This is a genomic window from Paenibacillus sp. SC116, from assembly GCF_024733555.1.
Taxonomy (GTDB): domain Bacteria; phylum Bacillota; class Bacilli; order Paenibacillales; family Paenibacillaceae; genus Paenibacillus_B.
This window is the reverse complement of the sequence record NZ_JANIOF010000001.1, coordinates 714,084-736,385: the sequence shown is the minus strand read 5'-3', so window position 1 is coordinate 736,385 and position 22,302 is coordinate 714,084. Positions and strand designations below refer to the sequence as shown.

The window sequence follows — 22,302 nt, the reverse complement described above, 5'->3', positions numbered from 1 at the left end:
TGTGATGTCATTATTGACTAAATAGGGCAGTATTTTTTGTGCGGATATTTTCATGGAAACGTATGGCATAGCTTCAACGAGCAAAATGGTACTCACGGCGGCGATTATGAAGCTTGTTGAACAGTGAATTATTTAACTGTTATATTTCCCGATGATGTTTTCATTTGTACGGAATAGGTCCCATCTCCCGTTTGACCCTCTGTTTTTTTATTTGTAAATGTATGATTATCTAATGGAAAAGCAATGGATCGCTTCCCGCTGCTAGTTTGAAGGTGCCAGTTAGCATTGGAATCTTTTCTTTCTAATTTCAGCAGGACATTTCCACTAGTTGCAGATATATCAATATGATTCTTTATTTCTGAGAAATCCATCGTAATATTGCCACTTTTCCCTCTGACCTCAAGCGTTTCTGCGTTCGTATCCTGAATATTAACTTGTCCTGAAGAACCCTTGATGATGACTCTTCCTTCGTATTGTGAAGGTATTTGAACGAAGAGTTCTGGCTTATCTTTGAGGTTTAACATTCGGCTAATATCACTTTTCAAGGATATGTTGAGTTCACTTTTACTTTTGTCGAGTTTGATTCCTGGACCGTCATCATAAGCGATAAAGGAGGTCTTAAGATCCTCACCATCATAGGAACTAACATGAAGTGCTGTACTTCCATGATTGATATAAATGGTTTGTATATCCTTTAGTGAAACCATTTGTGTCTCCTCATTTTCAACAGAAGAACACGCACTAATCAAAAATAACATGATGACCAATAGGGGGAATCTGTACCGTTTTTTCAAAGTATCACCTCAGCTATATATGATTTGACATTATAGCTGATGACGCTGCGTCAACTTCAAGCCCTAAATCATTTTTTTTATGTAAATCTAAATTAAACCTTGAAACTGACGTTACGTCATTTATTATAATAAACTTTGTTACTATACTTTGGATGCAAATGTGATTAAAAAAGGGGTGTGAGCATGAAGAAAGATGACATGATTATATACGGATGTGTAATCATTGGTGCAGGAATCGGCCTTTTGATCGACAACCCACTACCAGCAGTATGCATTGGCCTTGGAGTAGGCTATTTAATTAAATTTACGATGTTTGAAAAGTGATTTGTGAAACGGAGGCATTTATACAATGATTCATATTAATGAAGTATCGAATCTAACGAATACTACCGCCAGAACGCTCCGTTACTATGATCAAATCGGATTACTGGCATCTTCCGCTAAAACGCAAGGTGGTCACAGGCTGTATACCGAAGAAGATCTTCAAAAGCTGCAGCAGATCCAATTTTATAAAAGCATGGGATATCGAATCTCAGATATTAAAGAGATGCTGACACAACCGGATTGGAACTGGAACGCCGGGTTAGTCAAACAATTAACTTATATATTGGACGAACAAGCACGATTAAGAGAAATGGAGCAAACGATACGAACCTTACTAAGTGGTATTACGGTTGAGGAGGGAAATCAGGAAGGGGCAATACAGAAGCTGATCAAGTTAACGATGCAGGACAAGAAGAGACGTGAGCATTACAAAAAAGCCATATTTAGTGATGTAGAGCTTGAATCATGGAGAAACCTTCCCAATATGAATGGTGGAAATCCTGAATCCATGGAGTGGATAGGGCTCATTGGTTTGCTTACCAAATACCATACATGTAAGGAACCTTCATCACCATGTGTTCAAAATGTGATAAGAAGAATGCTAGAAAAACAAAAAGAGGAATTTGAAAATGAAGACGAATTTATTAATAAACTATGGGAAGTGAGAAAATGTCCAGATTCTTCTGAACAACTTGGTTTGTATCCCATTCAGCCGGAGGTTCTGGAATATATGGAGCGTGCATACGAGATTTTTATATCCAGCGATGGAGAAAGAGACACTCAATTAGGTGAGGGAACATGAATACCGAGCTGTTGGTGATGATTGGTGGATTGTCCCTTTTGGATACTCTGAGTCCTGCCATATTAGGCGTAACCGTTTACTTACTTCTCACTGAAAAAGAGAAATTAGGATCGAGACTAATCATTTATTTAATGACCGTGATTGGATTCTATTTTAGTGTTGGTGTGGCTCTCAAGATTGGATTTGGTATCTTTTTTGAAGTGTTTTCATCGTTTTTACAGAATCGTGTAGTTAGCTGGTTCCTGTTTATTGTAGGTGGGATCTTGTTTGTTTGGAGTTTTTATGTTCCCAAGAGCAAAAAGTCACGAATAACAAATCCAAAGTCAAAGAGCAAATCTGCAATGGTAGCATTAGGAGTTACAACATCGCTTGTAGAGGTTGGAACGGCATTTCCTTATTTCACGGCAATTGCGCTTATGACGAATGCAGGAGTAGTCTGGTATCAGTGGTTCCCGGTTTTAATAGCTTATAATGTAGTCATGGTGCTCCCGGCATTGATTTTGTACTTGTTATATGTACTTTTAGGTCGAGCCATACAGAGGCCATTAACATACATGCAGAAACAATTTACTAAAAATTCTAGTTCTGTAGCTTCGTGGATCATGTGCATTGTTGGCGTGCTATTAATGCTTTATAGCGTGGATTATTTGTAATGCATCGTGAATCGGAGGGATTATTAGAGCGCGTGTAGTACGTGTAAATTCAAGAGTAAGTATATGTGAAAGAACTATTGATGTATGTTGATGCTTATTATTGGGTTATTCTAAATACTAGAGTGGCCCAATATATAGTCGATTAAAGTAAGCGCTTTCGAAAAAGAAGATTTTGAAACTGTTGAAGCAAGCTTAATGATAATTAAGTCTGAAAAATGGCTTTATATGAAGCGAGTTCAGATTAAAGCTCAAATCAAAAATGAAATGATGAACAATAAGATTTTAGCATCAGCCAGTGTGCAGCACGAATAAATGATCAGAGTTAATCTATAAATTTACGTGAAACGTTACATACAAAACTACATGAATGTTGAAACAAAACGTAGAAAAAATCTAAAGCAGCCAGCATTAATTAAAGATAAAGATGGTATGGTAAACAACATAGATATACGCATAACGCATAAATTAAAAAAGTGGCTTAAAATAGAGCCAATCAACGAGGGTCTATTTTAAGCCACTTAACACTGTTTCACAAAACCCGTATTTTGTACACATGTCATATTCAAATGAAAAGCCCTTATACTACAACTCTCGTTCATATGTGTCGGATGACAAGAAGTTGACGACATTCCTGTGTGCAATCTCCTTTTAAGAATCATATTAAGAATTATAGCTAACCTTAAACTTCATTGTCTGGCTTCTTTACGTTTTTATGCTGGTCAGTTAAGCACATTATACTTAAATCAAATCTCCACCCAAATACAATCATAAGTGATCGTCTCAATGAACACTTATGATTGTATTTCTTAAATGTACATGGTGACTGCATAACAAATAACCTACCTTCGGAATTTATCCAACGAAATAAGTAGGTTTAAGAGGATTAATATATATTAGGTTCACTTCTACTCTATTTATTGCAAAAGCAGGATCGCTTTTTATCACTGTCCTACTTTTAGTTTACGATATCATGCTATTTTGTTCCTTCTTTCGTTTCCCCTTTGGTTTTATTGACTTTGAGCTGCTTTTATTATCTAAAGCATCTAGACTAGCCTGAAGTGCAGATATTAAATCAAGAACATTACTTTTTGGATGAGCAACCTCATTTTTTAGTATTTCTTCCCCTTGAATCTTTTTCGCAATCACTTGTTGTAGCCGGTTCCTATAGTCATCCTGGTACTTGGTATGCTCAAAAGAAACTGAAAGATGCTGAACAATAGATTGCGCCATTTTTAACTCGCTAGGATCAACTACCGGATTTGTCTGTATATTAGGAACTTCTTCAATTGGTCTAACTTCATCAAAGTAATAAAGTAATACAGTGTTTCTAAGACAAGGCAGTTATTTAGAACTCTGACTGCACCTAGACTCGTTTTCGTACGAATTGATACTTGACATATTCCAATTTTCCCAGTATTTTTTAATGCCTCCATTAGAAGCGTATAACCTCTATCAGCTCGGCCATCAGGAGATAGATAATATGTTTTTTGAAAGTATATGGGGTCAATTTCTTCGATACTCACAAAATCCACAATTCTTATTTCTTTATTTACTTCTGGCATAAGTTCATCTAATTCTTCTTTTTCAAAAAAAACATATTGGTTTTTTGAAATTCATATCCCTTTATAAGATCTGTAGATGCAAGTTCTTTATTACACTGATTGCACGTTTTAAGCAATGAAATTGGTACACCACAAGCTCTATGAATTTGTTTCATTGAAATATCTTTATCCTCAGTTGCTGCGTGCATCTTTACGGGGAGATGAACAAGACCGAAACTTAGTGCACCTTTCCACAATGTGTGCATAACCTATCTACCCTTCCCTGTTTATATCATTATTATTCCCGTATTGGTTATGAATTATACAGATCTCCCCTACATAACCACTTTAAATTACACCACTTTTATCTATGACTTATGTATATTGCTGATTTTTAACGTTAAGAATTTTAATATAGTTAATATAAGGAGTGAGTAACATTACTATTCGTTTTTCACCAATGCTACTTGAAATGCATGATCACCCATTTGATGATGATAAATACATATTTGAGCCTAAAATAGATGGTCATCGAGCAATATTAACGCATTTTGATCAGAAAACTAGCATATATACACGCTATGGCAATAATGTTACCCGTCAGTATCCTGAACTACATAGAATTACTTGGCAACATGATGTTGTATTGGATGGAGAAATAGCTTGCAATAATACAGGTAAAATCGATTACGAATCGGTCATGAAACGTCTTAAAACTGAAAGCAGTACGAGGATTAATATATTATCTGCTAATCTACCCGCTACCTTCATTGCTTTTGATATATTGTGGTATAAGAATCAAGACCTTCGGTGCTTACCCTTGATCCAGCGGAAAGATATACTTTCACAAGTATGTATGGAAGGCTTTGATCAAATCACTACTATTCCTATGTTTGAAAATAAAAGAGTTGTTCTATTTGACTATATTGAGAAACACAGCATGGAGGGAATGGTTGCGAAGTTAAAAGATAGCATTTATACAGGAAAAAGATCTAGCTCCTGGTTAAAAATAATTAATTGGACATATACCACCGTTTATTTAGTTGGATATCATAAGAATGATTTAGGATGGTTAACTTCTATACGTTTAGATAATGGTCAATACAAACAAACAGGTATTGTTCAATACGGTATGACTAATGCTCAGAGAAAATTCTATGAGGACTATTGTAAATCCAACCTCTTCAAGGAAGATAACGAATACGTATATATTGAACCTAGAATCCAAGCTAAAGTGAAGATAAGGAACTGGACTTCAAATGGAATGTTGAGAGTTCCGATTTTTATTGATTTCGTAGTAGACTAGTTTCATTCGTATACCTTTCATATAACTAAGAGAACTCAAAAGTCTTTGTAATAAAAAAACTGAGCTTCCGCTACTCAGTTTTTTTATTTCTTTATAAGTGGTCTAAAGGATTAATCCATTGGCTCGAAATTCCTTCTATTGAGTCATACTTAATCGTCTAATATAATCATTAACGTATTTAAGTTGTTCGGTATTATTTGAGCGATTTAACATTATTAACGCTAACGGAGTATGTTCACATGCGGAAGGACTGACCTTCCTTTTACTCTTAGTATTGAATGGACATACTAAATCTTTGTCTAGTTTATGTTCAGAAATTCTTATCTTTCGGAAATGAATTTTTTTGTTTTTTGTAGAAAATCCAAATGCAACAATGAGATTTTCGGGGATGTTTGGTAAATAGACTCCCTTTGCTCCTTGTTTGGCCGAATCATACCAACTATAAAACGAATCTAGATACATCATCCCAATAGATTTGGCAAGCATCCATCTAAACGCATTAAAACTATAGTTTCTAAAGTAATCACTGTGTATGATAGTCTGATCGTATAGCTCTCTAATAACATCTTCATACAATGGTGTAGATATCGTGAAATCATATACAGCATTCATTTTACGAGCACCACAGAATTTTTCGTAAAATGGTGGATATTTTAATAGGGATTGCTTCCAAAAGACATAAGCATATGCGTAGGGACAAATCTCTGGAAAAGGCTCACCAGGTTCTTTCAATAAACAATGTAATCTTTTAATGCATGACTTATGTTTATGTGTATAGGTACGACGTAAATATTTATCGATTGATTTAAATACGTCTCTAGTAATGTCATAGATTTGATTGTATATCCAGGTGTTATTAAAGTCGAAAGATTAAGTCGATTCTTCTCCCATATAATATTCATATCGAATCTGCTTTTCTACTTCACTTGGTAGTAACAGTTGTTCAAAGTCGAAATTTACTCTTCTTTTACTAAGATCGTTAATAATTCTCCAATGCAATCCACGTGTCTGATCAGCATTTTTTGTATTGTTGATTATCCACTTAGTAAGTGATTTGTTTTGAATCTTAAATCTTTGGCTCCATCGGCTCCATTTCGTACTAAGATCTAACAATGGATGACCACATTTACAAGTAAATGCATCTGATAAACCCTCACCTAACAAGTACGGAATCTGCTGCTTACAGTTGTGACATAAATTAATTAACTGCTAGTTGTGATACGGACAGTAGTCAATAAGCAAAAACTGATGACAGAGGCTATGGTGGCCAACCTCCATGCATTCTACACACCAATGCAGGTTATTTTTTAGCCAATATTGTTCGTAATTGCAGTTCGTCCTTACACATCTAATAAGTGAATCAAAATATTCGTTATTATGAGCATGGAGGTTGTAGTTCAAAAATTTAGAAAGAGCATCACTACCTACACCCTGTAATGTAATTAAATTACGCATAGACCTAGTAAATGAAGGAGTCATATTTGGCCCTACTCTTCTACCGATTACACTTACGAGTTCTTTATGACTTAGGACATTGGCAAAAGCGAATTTTTCTAAAATGGACCATGGGGATTCAAATGGATGAATCCACTCTTTTCTCCAAATAACGTTCATCGACATCAATCATCCTTTATTTAAACTAAGCTAGAGCCATATATATTTCAGATTCAATATACCCAGAGTCTTTAATAGCATTCTTCCAAAGGTCTTGTGTCGGCCAGTATATATCATCTGCACAACCTTGTTTCATTGCATTCTCAACCGTAAATGCAAAGTACTCCATAGGAATTTCTAAACTTTTTGATAAACCATATTCTCGCCGAATGTCTTTAAAAAGACTGTATAAATCAGCTGCACATTTTTCTAATCTATGTCCTTCTTCGAAAGCTTTTGGGAAATAATATCGTGTAAAACTCCACCCGCTTCCTTCAGGATATTCGGAAACCTGATCATAGCATTTTAAGCAAAACTTAATATCTTCAATTGTACGAATACCATAGAATTGATGCTCCTTTGTCATAAATCGACCAATGATTTGAGATTTCTTTTGTTCTAAAAAGAATGTCCTTCGCGACAACAATTCTTCTTGACCAACTGAAATGACAGTTAGACTAATCTTCGCACGATCGAGCTCGTTATAAATATCAATCAGCCAATTGTAATGTAACTCAGTTAAACGATGTGCCTCATCAATTATGAGGACGACTCTACGTAATTTTGATTTCTCTCCTTGTTCAATAAGCAAGTTTACAATCTGACTTCTCATGTTGGAAGGTTTTCTTTGGGAGGGAAAGGGAAACTTAAATTTATAACTGAAATAATGGACAACAAATAGGCACGCTCATGTAATAGGCCTATTTGTTGTCCATTGTCTGCTACATCGTTCACTCAACTTATCTTCCCTTAAACCTATTTCTCCTCCCATCCAGATTCAGCTATGATCCCTCGTAAGTCCTCTTGGGTCTTTAACCAATGTGTAATTCGTACCATCCGTACACAAATTCGCTTCCTTGAGTTGGCTGCCAAGGTCCAATTCCGGCCGTAAGCCGCTTCATCCATTGCAGGGTACAGTAAAACGGCTCTTCTGGCATCTGGGTATCCCGTCACGTAGGCGTACATCTGATAGATATCACCTTGCTGATACTTGGTAATCTCCTTCCATTTCGTATCCATTATTAAAGTCCAGACATATTCCCCATTTACCTGCCGCTCTCCCAAGACCATATCGGGGATCAGCTGAATATTATCCAGACCAGAGTCCTCATTTCTGAGCAGCTTAACCTCTTTATGCTGAAGCCGAATTACGGCTTCTCTTCCTAATGTCATCTGCTGCAGGACACGGCCGACATACATCTCATAGAGCGAATGCACTTCGAACAAGAAGGAGAAACATTCCTCTTTCGCTCCCCTGTGTAGTACCGACATGTGGGATAGCATCAATTTCGCTAACCGGAAGGCTGGTTCAAATCTGGAGGTCTGTCGGTCAAAGTGCACCTGATTAAGCAACTCTTTCACATTTCCCGGGACGTCTAACTCCTCAAAACACCCGCATAGGTGCAGCAACTTTTTCCGGATTGAAGGATCCAACACCTTCCGTTTCAGGATTACCAAGGTTTTATAAAAAAAATTTAAAGGGATGGCGTGAGTCCTTTCATTGAAACTGCAATAAGCCCGTGACTTATCGGCTGCATTATATTGGAGGCGCTTCGTTACCATAAGCCTTCCCTTCAGTCGTTGGGAGTTTTCCTCCAGCTCGGCATAACCGGTCGCTAATCCCCGCTTTAACTGCTTCTCCAGCTCCATACAGAAGGCGGCAGCGGTCCAGCTTAACCAATACGCCGCTACCACTTGTACAGCCGCCGCGGCCGATCCCATTTTGTATGGGATATAGCCGCATACGCCAAGCATATTAAGCAGGGCCGACTTGCCTTCATCTTCCCCAATCTGTAGTTTAGGTACAATGTCGATGTGTCTTAAACTTTTTGTCGCTATTATAAAGGTTTAATTCTAATTTCAAAATAAAAACTAATCCCTGACCTCTCGATATCAAGGATTAGTTTTTATATACACGCTAATCATTTTATATCTTGGTGTAAAAGTTGACTCTCGAAGAGTTAAAAACTACATTTTGTATTTCATTTAGTCAATTTTGATCAGATAATACATTACCAACTAGCAGAAAGTCATAAGGTGTTTGAACCCCGGCATTTGTATCGAACTGAATGACATTCTGCCCTGGAGTAATTAAATTTGTTGTGTTGAAAAAATTAAGACCAATACTTGCAATCGTAATAGATGGTACGGAAAGCTGGAGTTTTTGATAAAACTCCGGGATACTCTCGGAACAACCGGTTTGCCAAATTCCACACTTTTCTGCAGATAATTGTGTATCAAATTGTGAACTGGTGACCGTAATAGTCCCTTCAATCTCATAGTTATCACTGAGTACTATTGGCTGACTTTCGTCAACACTAATACTTATATCAATAGTTCCATATTGTGCTTGAGTGCCCAGTGTATAATTGGACCAGTTTGATGAAGTTTTACCACTCCAAGTTATTGACATTTCAGAATTATTAATAGCAAATGAGATTGGGTTATCTGTTAAACTTATGTTAAGTCCCTCATACGAAGTATGATTAATTATCGTACTCCCTCCACCGTCATTGGCAATAACAGAATAATCCGCTGTCAGCTTTGCCAAAATGCTTCCACTCGTATCATTAGTATAGGACGCATTAAAGGCTTGATTTGAAAATTGTGTATTTATGAATGAAGATACAAGGGAGTTAGATATGATAAGACTTGCTGTATAACCTTGTGGTATCGGACTGTATGTTGTGTTGTTCAATATAAAAGATGGTTCTAGTGATCCTGGTTGGTTTTGACTCTCCTTGGTTTGAATATATATACTGAGAACCCCACTTGCATCATCATCTGATGCCATAGATGAAAAAATAAAGGAACTTGGAGTGAGATTAAGATTACCGTTTGTCGATGGAGTGTTGTTAACATTCGCAAGTGCATAATCGATCTCAGATATAGACGTTTTAAAATAAGTAGCCAAAAGTGGAAGGTAAACAGTTCCAAGTACTAGTATAAGATCAGGACTTGGTTCTGGAGTGATATTAAAACTGACTAGATTTGAATCTGATGTTCTAAAGTGTATGATGATGCTATTCTCGTTTATTATTCCGTCCTCAAATACGATTATATTACCTTGATCATCAATTTCACCTGTAGTTCCATTTATTACGGATAACGGCACGTTAGTAGCTTCGACACTATAAGTGTTCGCAGGTATTTCGTAGGATTCAGGTGTTCCTCCCTGAGCAGTAACTGTAATGGTGCCTGTATTCATAAGCATTTTTAATGTTGCATTCCCATCATACCCATCAAAACTTATAGTTGGAGAAGCAAATTGAATGTCATAATTAATTGTAATTGTCTCACCGGATAGTGGGTCTTCAATTTGTGTGCTAAGTTGAACATCTTTAGCTAACATACCGGCATCATATTTTTGCTGCAGGTATGAATTGAGATGAGAACAACTGTAAGAACAAACAACATCCCATTTACACGTTGTAGAATTACCACCCTGCATTTTGGTTACAAGTTCGGGTAATGATAGTGATTGTGAAGCAGCCATACTATCCCTCCTTATTAGTTCCATCGTATTGATTTATTTAAGTATTGAAAGAATAACAAGTACCGTAGAATTCTAAAGTTACATCTTCCAAGTTACTTAAATCAAGTTGATCCCTAAATGATGGATCGATTTCTATCTTCCACGTAGTAAAAGGGCCGAATAACGCATATGGTGTCGCTTCTTCAGGGTAATGAACTCCAAAATCTCCATCGATGCTGATGATTGACGAGTTAAGATCATACTTGAAAGGTACTTCTCTTTTATCATGTTGAAACAAAAAAGTATGATTATTCGGGGATACGATCTTTTCGGTTCCGGTGTGCGAAATGTTTATCAGTACTTCACTGTTTTTTAAGTGGTCTTTTGGTTGAGCGCCATGTAGATAGCAACGTACCTTTGTGATTCTAACATTGGACAAACCAGAGAATGGACTATCTGTATTCGACGTTGTTTTATCAGATACTGGTATAGTCACCATTGTTTCAAAGTTATTTTTCATTAATTCAACTTGAAGAGGCTTGCAATTGTACTCGATGCCTGTATTAGCGCTATTAGCAGGAAATATTGAGGGATTCGTCTTAAAGTTAGTAACTGCATCACTATAAAGTTGGAGGATTTGAGATTTAGCACTGGTAAGATCAGCATAAGTGATTTGCCCTGGATTCCCGCCAAGCAAAGTATTAGGCTGCACTACACTTAGCGCCCAGAACTGATAGGAACGGGCAGCTAAATAGATCATTTCAATTAGCTGGCTGACGGCCTCGAAGTACATTCTGGATACAAAAGCCACGTAGACGGGAGATACTTCCGTAAGAGCATCAATAACCGAATCATTGTACTTGACTATCTCCCCATTTAAGTCGCTTTGTTCATTCTGCGTTTTGAGAAACAAGGAGATAAGTGTATTGTATGTTACAATTTGATTGTTTCGCTCACTAATTGTACTAACATAATCTTGTAGGGCCTCCCTTGCCTCCGTTATGTCTATACGGGATGATATTTGATTCAGAATACTCTCGATACTGTCTTCATCTCCGATTAGTTTAGCGGCACCGGGATCATCAGGCTGGATTGTACCGTCAGGGAGCGTTGAGAAGTTTTCTTTTAAGCTAGAGATATCGTCTTTTACCGAGCTAATTTGATCCACTAAATAATCTTTGTTTATTTGGGCACCAGTATTATCCGTAATTTTAGTCATGCCATCAAATGCGATTTTAGAGGCCTGCTCGATCCACATTACGGACTCAGTAGGTGCGAACGCAAGTGATCCAAGTGAAGCAAATAGATCATCCCAATTCCAATCGAAGTGATTTGCTAAGTCATCCTTGATCTCTTGCAATTTTTCGTTTGCTATCTGCTTTTTTTGCTCTACCGAAGGAGTATAACTGTTAATAAGTTTAGCAGTGTTCTCATACATTTCGCTGATTTTGGTTAACTTGGAGTTATTGCTGTTCATTTTGGATTCTGCTTGATTTCTTGCTGCAAGTAAAGCGTCTTTTGCTTTAGTAACATCCTTGAGCAAATTAATCTGATTGTTATAATGGTCTTCGATGACATCGAAATTGGATACAAGCATTTGGAATTGTTCTCTACAAAAGTCAAATGAAAGGACAGGTACATAATTGTAGGGATAACCGAAGTAGTCGTTACCACGGCTCAAACTATTCAAATAAATTACGGAGTTATCGTATATTTTTTTAAATGTGGCGATGCTATCTTGCGCCCCGATTATGTGCTCGCTGGCCGACCACAGCTTATCAAGTGCGTCTCCAGGTTGCGTAAATTGAAAAGGTGCCGTCTTTTTTTGAAGTCTTTGAAAATAAATCGATATTTCCTCAACGGCATCCTGACTTTGTGGATCGAGACAAAAATACGCCATCTTAGCTTTCTCTTGCAGCATCTGGCATTGTACCGAATGGATCCAAGGGAAAAACGACTGCTGGTTGAGTGTTGCAAACTGAGAAGGATCGCCAATTTCAATTAAGGTTGTTTTTCCCATACCGCCGCTCTTTCCATCGTTACCGTTTGGTTTTCCCTCGCCATAAACGCCATATGCTCCGCCTGATACGTCAATTTTCATCTGGGCATCAATTTGCGATTTCCCCAAAGCGGTTTGCAAGCTAAATGCGACATTGTGTAATGTTTGGTTAAAAGAGTTCTGATCAGGATTCGATTCTGCATTTTGAAATAAAGGAGAAATAATCTGATATTGCCCATATCTTTTCTTTAAATCTGATATTGCCGTTAGTTTTTCCTTCAGCGATACCATTTTGTAGATCTCAACTAACCGATGAAGTATCATTGCGTAAGGGTGGTATTGGATAGACGTCACATTTCCACCAGCTCCACCATTCCCGCCGTTTCCTGCCAGTGATGCCGGTACATCCTGCCCATCCCCCCCTTTCCCGCCTTTAGCATGAATGCTAAACTTCGGATCATCAATTGGAACTTCTCCTATAAAAAGCTGCAATACCCCACCAGCTTTACCGTCAGTCCCGTTGATGTTATCAGTAGGTGTGGTGCCGGGATCTCCATATAATTCAATAGTAGATTGCTCATTCGCTACAAGAAAACTAGTTGATAGCAAAGCATTTTTTAAAGATAGTGAGTTGTTCAATGTCAATTGCTCTGCATAAACATAAAGATCCTGATCAAATGTGCCACCCAAATCCGTTCCTTTTCCAATCGGGAGATCATCTTGTACGCTAAGATATACAATCGAATTCCCGATCGTTAAGGCTTGGATTTCCTTTTGTATTTGAGATAATAGCAGATAGTCTGTTTCGCTATCTTGAATATTATTGCTCAATTGATTCATCAAATTCTTACCTCCTTTCAATTTCGTTCTTATATCGCTTTAAAAATGTCCTTACTGTTCTCTTTTTCTTTTTTATCTATATCATTTTTCTCCTGATTTTTGTTCTGCATTTCATTCTGACTGGATTGTTTTTCTTTTTCGGCCTCTTGTTGTTCTTTTTCAATTTGCTTCGCTTTTTCAATCAACTCTTCTATTTCAACATCAATTCTTTTTTCTTTCTCCTGTAATTCAGGATCGTCCTTTTTAGTGGCCAGTTCTTCTCGTATCTGTTCTAGATCCTTGTACCTTTGTCTAAGTTCTTGTTTGGTGACTTCGCTGTTTGACGCGTTTTCCGCTAAACGCTGCTGAATTTGTTCAATTTGTTGGGACAATTGATGTGACTGTTCCCAAAATACATTGCTTTTTATTAATTGATCTACATAAGAAGGGCCAGAAACAGTATCCAGCATTCTGTTGAGTAATTTCTGCCCTAGTGAACTGCGAACCAGTCCATTTATGCTATCTCCGTAATGCTCAGCAACCTCGTCAACTATTTCATTACCCATGCTGACTAATAGTTCTAAAGTTTTGAGACTAATCGTTGCCAATAAATCACTTTTTAACTTGGAATCGTTTATAATTATGACCCATTCATCTGGAGACTTTTGAAGTGGATCCTCTGGTGACAGCTTTTTTGATACGTAATCTCTAATGAATTGATTTAGTTCGTCTTGAATAACATCCCACTGTAGAGTCTTCGTGGCTTCTATCAACTTTTCTAGTAGGGTGTCTGGATCTAACTTGTTATAAAAGACGTTGTAGTTTGGGTACAAAATCCTTGCATCAAGTTGTTCTTTTGTTAAATCTTTTAGTTTTCTTTTCTCAGAGATGGCTAAATTATCTTCAGGATAATAGGACGCCAATGTATCGATCTTTGAGTATACTTCTGTGATCTTTTTGGCTCCGTTAAGACTGGGAATTATGCTACTGACACAGTAAGAAAAAAAGTTACCTACAAAGTCTGATATACCCGAAAACCAGTACTTTTCCTTGCTTGTTTTATCCCACATGCCTGAATTGTAAACAAGCTCTGATATATCCTCAAATCCCCCTTCACGCTCTTCTCCTTTTTTGATGACTGTATCCAAATCACGATTGCCGTTGTCTGCAACAATGAATATTGCTCCCGGATAGACTACCTCTACACCCAACGGTAGTGGAGAACCGTAGGCTGGCGAAATGATGAAGTCAGGGGATACATCCGGATTTAACTTTGACAGGAAGGTAACGTCAAGACAAGTACTCATTAAAAGAACAACATCTCTTCCTTGTCCACCTAACCGTTTGACAAGAACTACAACATCCTCAACACCTTTAGATACCTCGTAATCACTTGGCCAGTTATCATTCGTACTGACGGACTTTTTGGCCCATTCCATTATTTCACCTGACCCTGTTGCGATGAAATATCCTAAATTTACTCCTGTTTTTTTACCGCCTGCCGATTTCTCACCAGTATCTACTGCAGTAGTTCCTGGACAAAACAAACCTCCTTCAGGCAAAGCTTTAGCTTGCTCTATAAATATATTCCTGGCCTGAAGATAATCTTTCTTCGAGATTGGGATAACTTCATTGTTTGTTATTTGATTCATAGAAAATTCCGGACCTACTGCAATCTTCAATGTATTCCTGTCATTGTTGAAAAAATTATACTTTTGCAAGTTATTAATGACGTTTTTAGGGCTTCCAGCTGGCTGTACTAATGCATACTGAACCGAATGAAAATTTCGAAATACCTGAGTAATATTACCCCTTGATTGGAAGAGCTGCGTGTAAGCTGTTTTAATTAGTCCCATAAATTCACATCCTTCCACAGTGTTAATGACTATCTAAATCCACTTGCTATGAACTACCCTACAACACCTATCGTAAGAGCATTTTCCTTCTGTTATCCGAATTGTTTGACTTTCTTCAATGTTAAAAGAAGCATTTAAACTTACGTCTAAGGTCAGCTAAAGATTTGATTCAAGTAGGATAAAGAAGCTAAAGAAGTAATAATGCCTCAATGATTGCCGTCAAATAGGATATCAAATGCCTTTTCTCTCGAAAGTTCGCCTCCGTAAAGAAAGGGCTCAAAAGCCGACACAGATCTAAAGTATAGAAGGCCCTGCGCCCAAAAAAAACTACCCCCCTGTATAGAACAGAGGAGTAGAAGAAACGTTCAGAGTCCGATCTGCTCACCTTTTAGGATTGCTTCCGATCGGTCGTTCACGTAAAGCTTGCTATAAATATGGTTCAAATGGACTCTCACCGTACCGTAGCCAATGCCCAGCTTCTCCGCAATCTCCCGATTGGTGAGCCGCCGAACCAGCAACCCGTATATTTCGAGCTCCTTCTTCGTTAGGATCAGCTCCAAATCCGCAGAAGCGTTGCCGGCAGTTTCCTTCCTTCCGAAGGCGGATAGCAGGCTGCGGAGATAGCCAAGCGATGGAGCCTTTCCCTCCTTCGGGCGGTAACGCGATTGCAGCAGCAGCGCCACCAACTCAGCCATCGGTTCGTGGGCATCCAGATAGACGCGCTTTAAACCGCGCGGCTCCGTCACCAATAAGATCGGCAAAAGCCGTAGAAGTGCCTCATCCGTCCGCCCCGATCGGTGCAGCAACAGCACTTGCATCAAACCGATTTCCACTTGTAGGTAGTATCGATCCCCCTGCTCCGCAACAGCCAACAACCGGTCCGTCAAAAGCCACGCCTGCCTATCGTCGCCCCGTTTCATCATAAGCTTCGCCCAATAGACGTATTCGAACAACTGCCGGACCGTGAACCCGTCGCACTCTTCCAGGCGGTACAACCGTACCCACGCATCCGAAGGGGCTGTGTCGCCATTCTCCAATGCAATCAATGCCAGCTCGGCATCACAATAGATTAGCGAGTCGGCCATGCCCAGCTCGACGATATCCCGTCTCGTTTCTCGCATCGTCTCTTTCGCTGCATCGAGCGAGCCTCGGATGCGCTGGATGCGGGATAAAACAAGCCGGGCAGGGAGCAGCGCATCGCTCGTGCCGCTAGGTCCGTACAAGTCCATCAACCGGATCGCTTTTCTCGCGACTTTCTCCGCCTCTTCCAACTCGTTGAACTCATAGTAACACTCCGCCAGACAAGCGATCGTCGGGGCAGCCAGATCAGCCCTCTCCAATAAATCCGACAGCTCAGACAAAACAGAAATCAGAACCTCCTTGCCGTGGTCTTCGTTCTCGTTTTGCGCATGCACTTTCAAAATCGAAGGCAGGCCTACTCGATTAGGCCGCGGGAGGATAAGCCCCACGCTCCCTGGCTTATGCTGCTTCGATCGCATCATATACTCGATTACTTTTTGTTGATCCCCGCGGGTAACAAGCTCTTTCATCGCTTTGACGAAAAAATAGCAGGCCCAAAATTCATCTCTGGCTTCTGCCGTCCATTCCGATATCTTCTCCTCATAGGCCTGCTCGGCGAATTGCAGCATTCGTTCTCCTCTCAGACAATCGTCGTTACCCAACAGCAGCAAGAGTGCATAGGAAAAGTATAATATCGGGTGCGCCAACAGAAGCGACTCGGGAATGCGTGCAAACTGCGCTCCTAGCCAAAGCTCGTTCACGCGCGTCATCTTTGCCGTCATTTCTTTCAGCAAGCCGACCGCACGATCATATTCCCTACATGTCAAATAATAATCGAGCGCCTCCTCTCTTAACCCTTCCCGTTCGCACCATTGCCCCGCAGCTTCCTGTAGCACTGGAATTCTCGAAGGATTCGTCCGCTCCAATCGCCGATACAAAAATTCCGCGAACAAATGGTGGAATCGGTACCAGTCTCTCCGATCGCCCAACGGAATCACAAACAGTTGCTCGCGCTCCAGCAACTCAAGCATTTCCTGGCCACAGTCATGACCGGTGACGCTCTGGCACAGAGAGGCGTTCATTCGCTTCAGAACAGAGCAATCCAGGAGAAATCGCCGTACAGTCTCGCTCTGCTTCACGAACACTTCTTCCATCAAATACTGTTCCAACATGGAGGAGGCGCCAGTATAATTCCGCAGCAAAATGGAAGGATGATCCGTACTGCGCATCGACAGGGCAGCCAGCTTCATCGCCGTAATCCAACCCTCAGTCCGCTGGACCCACTTGCCCGTCTCTTCTTCCGGCAGGTCGAGGGACATGCATGTCCGATAAAATTCATCACCTTCCTGCGGAGTAAAGCGGAATTCCTCGATGTCAAGCCGGTTCATCTGCTGGCGGCTATGCAGTTTGGCGGTTGGAAGGGGAAGCTCCGTGCGGCTGGCAAGAATGAGATGAGTTTGCTCCGGCACATGCTCAAGAAAATAAGCGAAGGAAGCGAGCAAACGCTCATCGGTGATCGCATGAAAATCGTCGAGAACGAGTTTGAGCGGATTCTCCATCTGCTGGAGTTCGTTAAGGAGCATCGTCAAAGCGAGCACGTAGTCGGAAGGATGAATCAGTTTGACGACGTCGGCCACCTTCTCCCCGAATCCCGGTCGAATGGAGTCGATGGCCGAAATAACGTATCGCCAGAACCGAATCAGATCGTTGTCCGCCATATCGAGAGAGATCCACGCCGGACGTTCGGGGACCTGCTGCGCCCAATGCTGCAGCAAGGTTGATTTTCCGAAACCAGCCGGCGCGCTCAGCAGTGTTAGCCGGCACTGCGTGCACTGATTTAGTTGGTCGATCAGCCTCGTACGCACCAATGTTTCAACCGAGGTTGTGGGAATATGTAATTTAGTAGCCAGTAGTGGCGTGTCATATAAGAAATTCGTATACTGTGTCCCTATTTCTTTCATCGATAAGCCTTCTCCTAATTCGAGATTTATTTTCACAACACTTACCACAGCATCTTTGGAAGCACACGCACAATTTGGAATCTTCAGGTCATACGTTACTTAAGGCGCTTTCTAAGAAATAATCTAGCGCTTCATTTTCGAAAGCTTGTAAATCCACTGAATCTCGACTTTGGTCGTTTCAACTGTATCCCGACAGGACACTTCCTCCAGGTTGCAAAGCTCACATACTTCCCCACACCATGCATCCAAGCCGAATGGCCCATTCCGTCTTCCGTATGTAGCGCATCATGTTAGTCGATGTCGACGTAAATCGTTAAAGTACTTTCGCTACTTGTACCATCCGTTCTTCAATGCTTCAATTTGTTCAGTTTTTGTTTAGGGGTCTGAACCCCTAAAAGCCGTACCTCCTCCCGGCTACCGCCATAATATAACGACCAACAAAATAGGATGACCAGAAATCTCTGGTTGTCCTGATGATTCATGATCAACATATTTATAGTATAAATTCTACATTAATACGGAAAAATGCAGGTTCCACAGTATGGCAATAGCCAAGTACCGAGGTCTATTTTCTCACAGCACTTGAAAAATAAAGTCTTAGACTGCCGCTGTCCTTATTGAACTAACGTTTTCCGTTAGCTCAATAACAAATGAATTAAAACTCGTTATTTCTCCCAAAGCTCGACCAGTCGAACTTCAGGATCTTCAATCTAAATAAACTTTCCAAATTCACTAATCTCTTTATTCTTTGCTAGAGGTACACCAATAAGAAATAAATTCAGTAAAATTGTGCCTAGACAGCGATGTTTCAAGAACCGCTATGAACCTCCGATTTCTCGTAATAAACGATAGCGAAAATGAGTGAAACAATAAAGGTCGTCAAAAGAATTGTCATTCCAGACGCCACATATGGGTTTGGGCCGGTCTGTGCTAACCCTTGAGCCAACTCCCGAACCGGCCAATAAGGCATTAGCCAGGGAACTAGAACAACTTCCATACTATGACCCATTTCTCCGATAAGGGTAACAATTGTGGCAAATCCCCCTAAAACCGCCGAAGGTATCAAGCTCTTGCCGACCATGCTCAGTGCGGCCGCCACAGGAACCGTGCCTAATGATAGGACACAAGCCAGTATATTCATGCGGATTCCTGACCAAACCATTTCAAAATCGATTTGCTGCGTGAATAACATGAGAATGCTAGTCACGGTTATCGAGAAACATGAGAGAGCCCAAGTTATTGCGATTAGTAAAAGCACAGTTGCCAATTTTGAAAAGAGAAACATAATGCGAGAGATCGGGTATGAAAACAGCTGATTAATTGTACGTTCCTGATATTCTCGTGAAATTATATAGCCTGTGATCAAGGCGAATATAAACGGCGCCAGAATGGTAATCGCCATCCCCTGCCGATAAAACATATCCTGCACGTCAATACCAGCGGAAACACCCTCGGGCGTTACTCTCGGCAAGAAAACGTATAAGGTTACGAGATTTGCCGGAAGTGCGCCAATAAGCACCAGCCAATAAATCTTAGTGTTCTTCAGCTTCATGATTTCAGTATAGATCACGCTAATCAAGTCTCTCACCTCCAGTTACTTTAAGAAAATAGTCCTCAAGGCTGTCTCCCGACAGCATCATCTCTTTGATTCCGATCCCATTGTTCGCAAGAAGCAAACTAATCTGATCTGGAAGCTCAAACTGCTCGTAAAGTCGGAGGACACCAGAACCGTCTACGATGTAATCTGTTATGCCCAATTTCTGTTCCATAATGAAGGATGCTTTCTGTTCGTCCGTCACTTTAATCTGGAGATGGTTCCTAGTCTTTTTTCGCAAATTTTCGCGGTCAACTTCTTCAAGTAATTGTCCTTTGTGAATGATGCCGATTTTAGTGGCCAATTGTTCGACTTCACTCAGTAGATGACTGGAAATTAAGAACGTAATACCGCGTTTACTAGCAAGCTCTTGGAAGAGTTGTCGTATTTCTTTAATTCCTCCGGGGTCTAAACCATTTGTCGGCTCGTCTAATATAAGAAGTTCGGGTTGATGAAGCAAGGCACGAGCAATGCCAAGCCGTTGCTTCATGCCGAGCGAATAATTTTTAACTTTAACCCTTTTAGCATCAAGCAACCCCACAGTCTTTAGGGCATCTTCTATGCATTCTTTGTTGCCCATACCCATAAGGCGGCGATGAATATCCAGATTGTCCACCGCGTTAAGATTAAGATAGAAACCTGGATACTCGATAATGCCGCCGATGCGCTCCTTCGCTTTTGCTTTGTTTCCATGCAACGGTGTACCGAATAATTCGATTTCTCCGGCGGACGGTCGAATGAGCCCCTTTAACATCCGTAAAGTTGTCGTTTTTCCCGCACCGTTCTGCCCTAGAAAGCCGTAGATATCGCCGGTTCTTATCGTCATGTTCACATCGCTTACAACCGTTTTTGTATTGTAACGCTTGGTCAGATTTCGGGTTCGTATAATCTCGCTCACATGCAAACCTCCCTTACATCCACTTGGCTTTTTGCAGCTTCGGATATTGGCGTAGTACGGATTCCAGTGAATCCCCGGTTTCATCCTTCAAATATTGGTTGAAAAAGTTCAATGTGACAGCTCTGGTTATATCCAAACATTGTTCAGATGAGGTTTCCCCATTGATTCCGATAAAGCGGCGGAAACCGGGACCCATAAAAAGTCCGATATCGGCGAATTTCATATGAGAACTGCCTTCGATAAACAATAAGCTGTCGGACGACTTCAAAGTTTCGGCAAGTTCACTGGCGGCTTGTTCCTGTTTTCTGTAAATGTCCATGTAGGCTTCTTTACCGCCATAGGCTGATGCGACTGCTTCCTGATCTTGGGCCGGGATCTCCTCCAGTTTAAGCATGAAGGGCTCACCTCTCATAACCGACTGAATCATGTACTCGTCATTCGCCAGCATGAGAAAAGGAGCGATCGCTTTGGTGCCATCAGAAACTGCATACACGGCGCCGTCCAAATTAATTGCGGCCTTTATTCTACTATCGTTGATGGCCAGATTGTACGCCGCCGCACCGCCCAACGAATGACCAGCGATACCGATTTTCTCTAGATTGAGTTTTCCTGCAAAGATAGAATCTACTTTTCCGGCATTCATTTCCTCCAACTTATCAACCACAAAACTCGCATCATCAGCCATTATATGAGTAATGGAATCCAATGGGTCGCCTTCAAAGTTCACCGTAGCATCTCGATCCGTTACAATTCTTCCAGGAAGTTCGGTTGCTGACGATACGTAGGTATGGTTGATGGCAACAACGATATATCCACGGCTGGCCAAATCCTCGCATTGGGACATATACACTTCCATGGTTGTGCCGCCGCCGTGGGAGAACAAAATCACTGGATAGTTTTCTTCGTTATCGGACAATAGCAAGCCCTCTTGTGAATGCGTCTGAACTAGTCGTAAATGGCTGAACAGGAACTTAGGCAAACGATTGCCTTTGGTGAATACCTCTATGAGTTTAGGAGAATCGTGAAAATAAGTAATATTGGGTTTGGATTTATCCTGTATCGCAGGATAGTATATTTTCACCGAGAGTTCCCTCTTATCGGTCGATCCTTTCAAGAAAGGCTCTAGGCGCTGATCATCCGTAAAGTAAGTATATTGAACGCCTACATCGTAATTGCCCGTGGGCGAAGGGAGTTTAAAGACGGGAAGAGCATAAGCCATGAGAGACGTCATGGTGAGGAGTAGGATAGATATGCTGATTGCAATTCCCTTTAGAATTTTTGTGAATTTGTTTTCCGAGATCGCGACAGTTGCCTTTACTACAGCATAAACCGCAAACAAAAAAACAAAAATGTATGAAAAAACCATTTGATACCGTAATCCTTCAACTATTCCATGGAGAACAAACACAACCCCATTCATGCTTGCAAGTCCCAACAAAAAAGCCTTAGACCGTTTTTTACTTGGTCCTAAAAACACAGTTAGCAAATTCATAGCAATTAACGCGATTTCAAATCCTCTCATTTGACTTCCTCCTTTTGAAGTCAACTATACAAGCTCTTTCTAACATACCTTTTTCGTATATCTAACAAAAATCTTAATTGTTCAA

The 22,302-nt window shown here is 40.3% G+C and carries 18 protein-coding genes; 4 read left to right on the top strand and 14 right to left on the bottom strand.

Translation table 11 applies throughout. From position 1 onward, the window contains the following. Nucleotides 1-128 precede the first annotated feature (128 nt). A complete protein-coding gene (locus NQ117_RS02845; RefSeq protein ID WP_258276500.1) occupies nucleotides 129-707 on the bottom strand; it encodes a DUF4097 family beta strand repeat-containing protein in 579 nt (192 codons plus the stop codon). A 270-nt stretch (nucleotides 708-977) separates the two neighbouring features. Between NQ117_RS02845 and NQ117_RS02840 the strand changes: the two genes are divergently transcribed. The 3 genes from NQ117_RS02840 to NQ117_RS02830 are packed head-to-tail and all read left to right on the top strand — an operon-like array spanning nucleotide 978 to nucleotide 2,573. Next, entirely contained in the window at nucleotides 978-1,118 is a 141-nt protein-coding gene (locus tag NQ117_RS02840) for a hypothetical protein (RefSeq protein WP_192023747.1), read from the top strand. Nucleotides 1,119-1,143: 25 nt separating this feature from the next. Then, nucleotides 1,144-1,920 carry a MerR family transcriptional regulator gene (locus NQ117_RS02835; protein ID WP_258276499.1) on the top strand — a complete coding sequence of 259 codons (777 nt, stop codon included), beginning with the start codon at nucleotides 1,144-1,146 and terminating at the stop codon, nucleotides 1,918-1,920. Then, complete coding sequence (locus NQ117_RS02830) at nucleotides 1,917-2,573, top strand: GAP family protein (RefSeq protein WP_258276498.1); 657 nt, start codon at nucleotides 1,917-1,919, stop codon at nucleotides 2,571-2,573. The genes NQ117_RS02835 and NQ117_RS02830 overlap by 4 nt, the downstream gene beginning before the upstream one ends. A 960-nt stretch (nucleotides 2,574-3,533) precedes the next feature. On the opposite strand, the gene NQ117_RS02825 is transcribed toward NQ117_RS02830, so the two are convergent. From NQ117_RS02825 to NQ117_RS24115, 3 genes are read right to left on the bottom strand one after another with little or no spacing between them, the layout of a single operon-like run. Beyond that, nucleotides 3,534-3,803 (bottom strand): Ku family protein, encoded by a 270-nt coding sequence (locus NQ117_RS02825; RefSeq protein ID WP_258276497.1) that lies wholly within the window; start codon nucleotides 3,801-3,803, stop codon nucleotides 3,534-3,536. Between the two features lie 20 nt (nucleotides 3,804-3,823). Next, complete coding sequence (locus NQ117_RS24120) at nucleotides 3,824-4,135, bottom strand: Ku protein (RefSeq protein WP_375163014.1); 312 nt, start codon at nucleotides 4,133-4,135, stop codon at nucleotides 3,824-3,826. An 8-nt stretch (nucleotides 4,136-4,143) separates the two neighbouring features. After that, nucleotides 4,144-4,323, bottom strand: a complete 180-nt coding sequence (locus NQ117_RS24115) for a Ku protein (RefSeq protein WP_375163044.1) — start codon at nucleotides 4,321-4,323, stop codon at nucleotides 4,144-4,146. A 221-nt stretch (nucleotides 4,324-4,544) separates the two neighbouring features. On the opposite strand from NQ117_RS24115, the gene NQ117_RS02820 reads away from it, so the two are divergent. Further along, nucleotides 4,545-5,420 carry an ATP-dependent DNA ligase gene (locus NQ117_RS02820; RefSeq protein WP_258276496.1) on the top strand — a complete coding sequence of 292 codons (876 nt, stop codon included), beginning with the start codon at nucleotides 4,545-4,547 and terminating at the stop codon, nucleotides 5,418-5,420. A gap of 135 nt (nucleotides 5,421-5,555) precedes the next feature. Here the strand turns inward: NQ117_RS02820 and NQ117_RS02815 are convergent, their stop codons facing one another. The 10 genes from NQ117_RS02815 to NQ117_RS02770 form a co-directional block, all read right to left on the bottom strand. Continuing rightward, on the bottom strand, nucleotides 5,556-6,152 hold the full coding sequence (locus tag NQ117_RS02815; RefSeq protein ID WP_258276495.1) for a hypothetical protein: 597 nt from the start codon (nucleotides 6,150-6,152) through the stop codon (nucleotides 5,556-5,558). Between the two features lie 907 nt (nucleotides 6,153-7,059). Further along, complete coding sequence (locus tag NQ117_RS02810; RefSeq protein WP_258276494.1) at nucleotides 7,060-7,686, bottom strand: ATP-binding protein; 627 nt, start codon at nucleotides 7,684-7,686, stop codon at nucleotides 7,060-7,062. A 143-nt stretch (nucleotides 7,687-7,829) separates the two neighbouring features. Then, a complete protein-coding gene (locus NQ117_RS02805) occupies nucleotides 7,830-8,864 on the bottom strand; it encodes an McrC family protein (RefSeq protein ID WP_258278147.1) in 1,035 nt (344 codons plus the stop codon). 199 nt (nucleotides 8,865-9,063) lie between these two features. Then, the gene (locus tag NQ117_RS02800; protein WP_258276493.1) at nucleotides 9,064-10,569 is read right to left on the bottom strand and encodes a hypothetical protein; all 1,506 of its coding nucleotides are present in this window, start codon (nucleotides 10,567-10,569) and stop codon (nucleotides 9,064-9,066) included. Nucleotides 10,570-10,606: 37 nt separating this feature from the next. Further along, on the bottom strand, nucleotides 10,607-13,390 hold the full coding sequence (locus NQ117_RS02795) for a hypothetical protein (RefSeq protein ID WP_258276492.1): 2,784 nt from the start codon (nucleotides 13,388-13,390) through the stop codon (nucleotides 10,607-10,609). Nucleotides 13,391-13,416: 26 nt separating this feature from the next. Further along, complete coding sequence (locus NQ117_RS02790) at nucleotides 13,417-15,222, bottom strand: hypothetical protein (RefSeq protein WP_258276491.1); 1,806 nt, start codon at nucleotides 15,220-15,222, stop codon at nucleotides 13,417-13,419. Nucleotides 15,223-15,587: 365 nt separating this feature from the next. Continuing rightward, the gene (locus NQ117_RS02785) at nucleotides 15,588-18,203 is read right to left on the bottom strand and encodes a winged helix-turn-helix domain-containing protein (RefSeq protein WP_258276490.1); all 2,616 of its coding nucleotides are present in this window, start codon (nucleotides 18,201-18,203) and stop codon (nucleotides 15,588-15,590) included. 808 nt (nucleotides 18,204-19,011) lie between these two features. Beyond that, nucleotides 19,012-19,773, bottom strand: coding sequence for an ABC transporter permease (locus NQ117_RS02780; protein ID WP_258278146.1), 762 nt, complete (start codon nucleotides 19,771-19,773; stop codon nucleotides 19,012-19,014). Nucleotide 19,774: 1 nt separating this feature from the next. Next, nucleotides 19,775-20,695 carry an ABC transporter ATP-binding protein gene (locus tag NQ117_RS02775; RefSeq protein WP_258276489.1) on the bottom strand — a complete coding sequence of 307 codons (921 nt, stop codon included), beginning with the start codon at nucleotides 20,693-20,695 and terminating at the stop codon, nucleotides 19,775-19,777. A 13-nt stretch (nucleotides 20,696-20,708) separates the two neighbouring features. Beyond that, nucleotides 20,709-22,217, bottom strand: coding sequence for an alpha/beta hydrolase family protein (locus NQ117_RS02770; RefSeq protein ID WP_258276488.1), 1,509 nt, complete (start codon nucleotides 22,215-22,217; stop codon nucleotides 20,709-20,711). Between the last annotated feature and the right edge of the window lie 85 nt (nucleotides 22,218-22,302).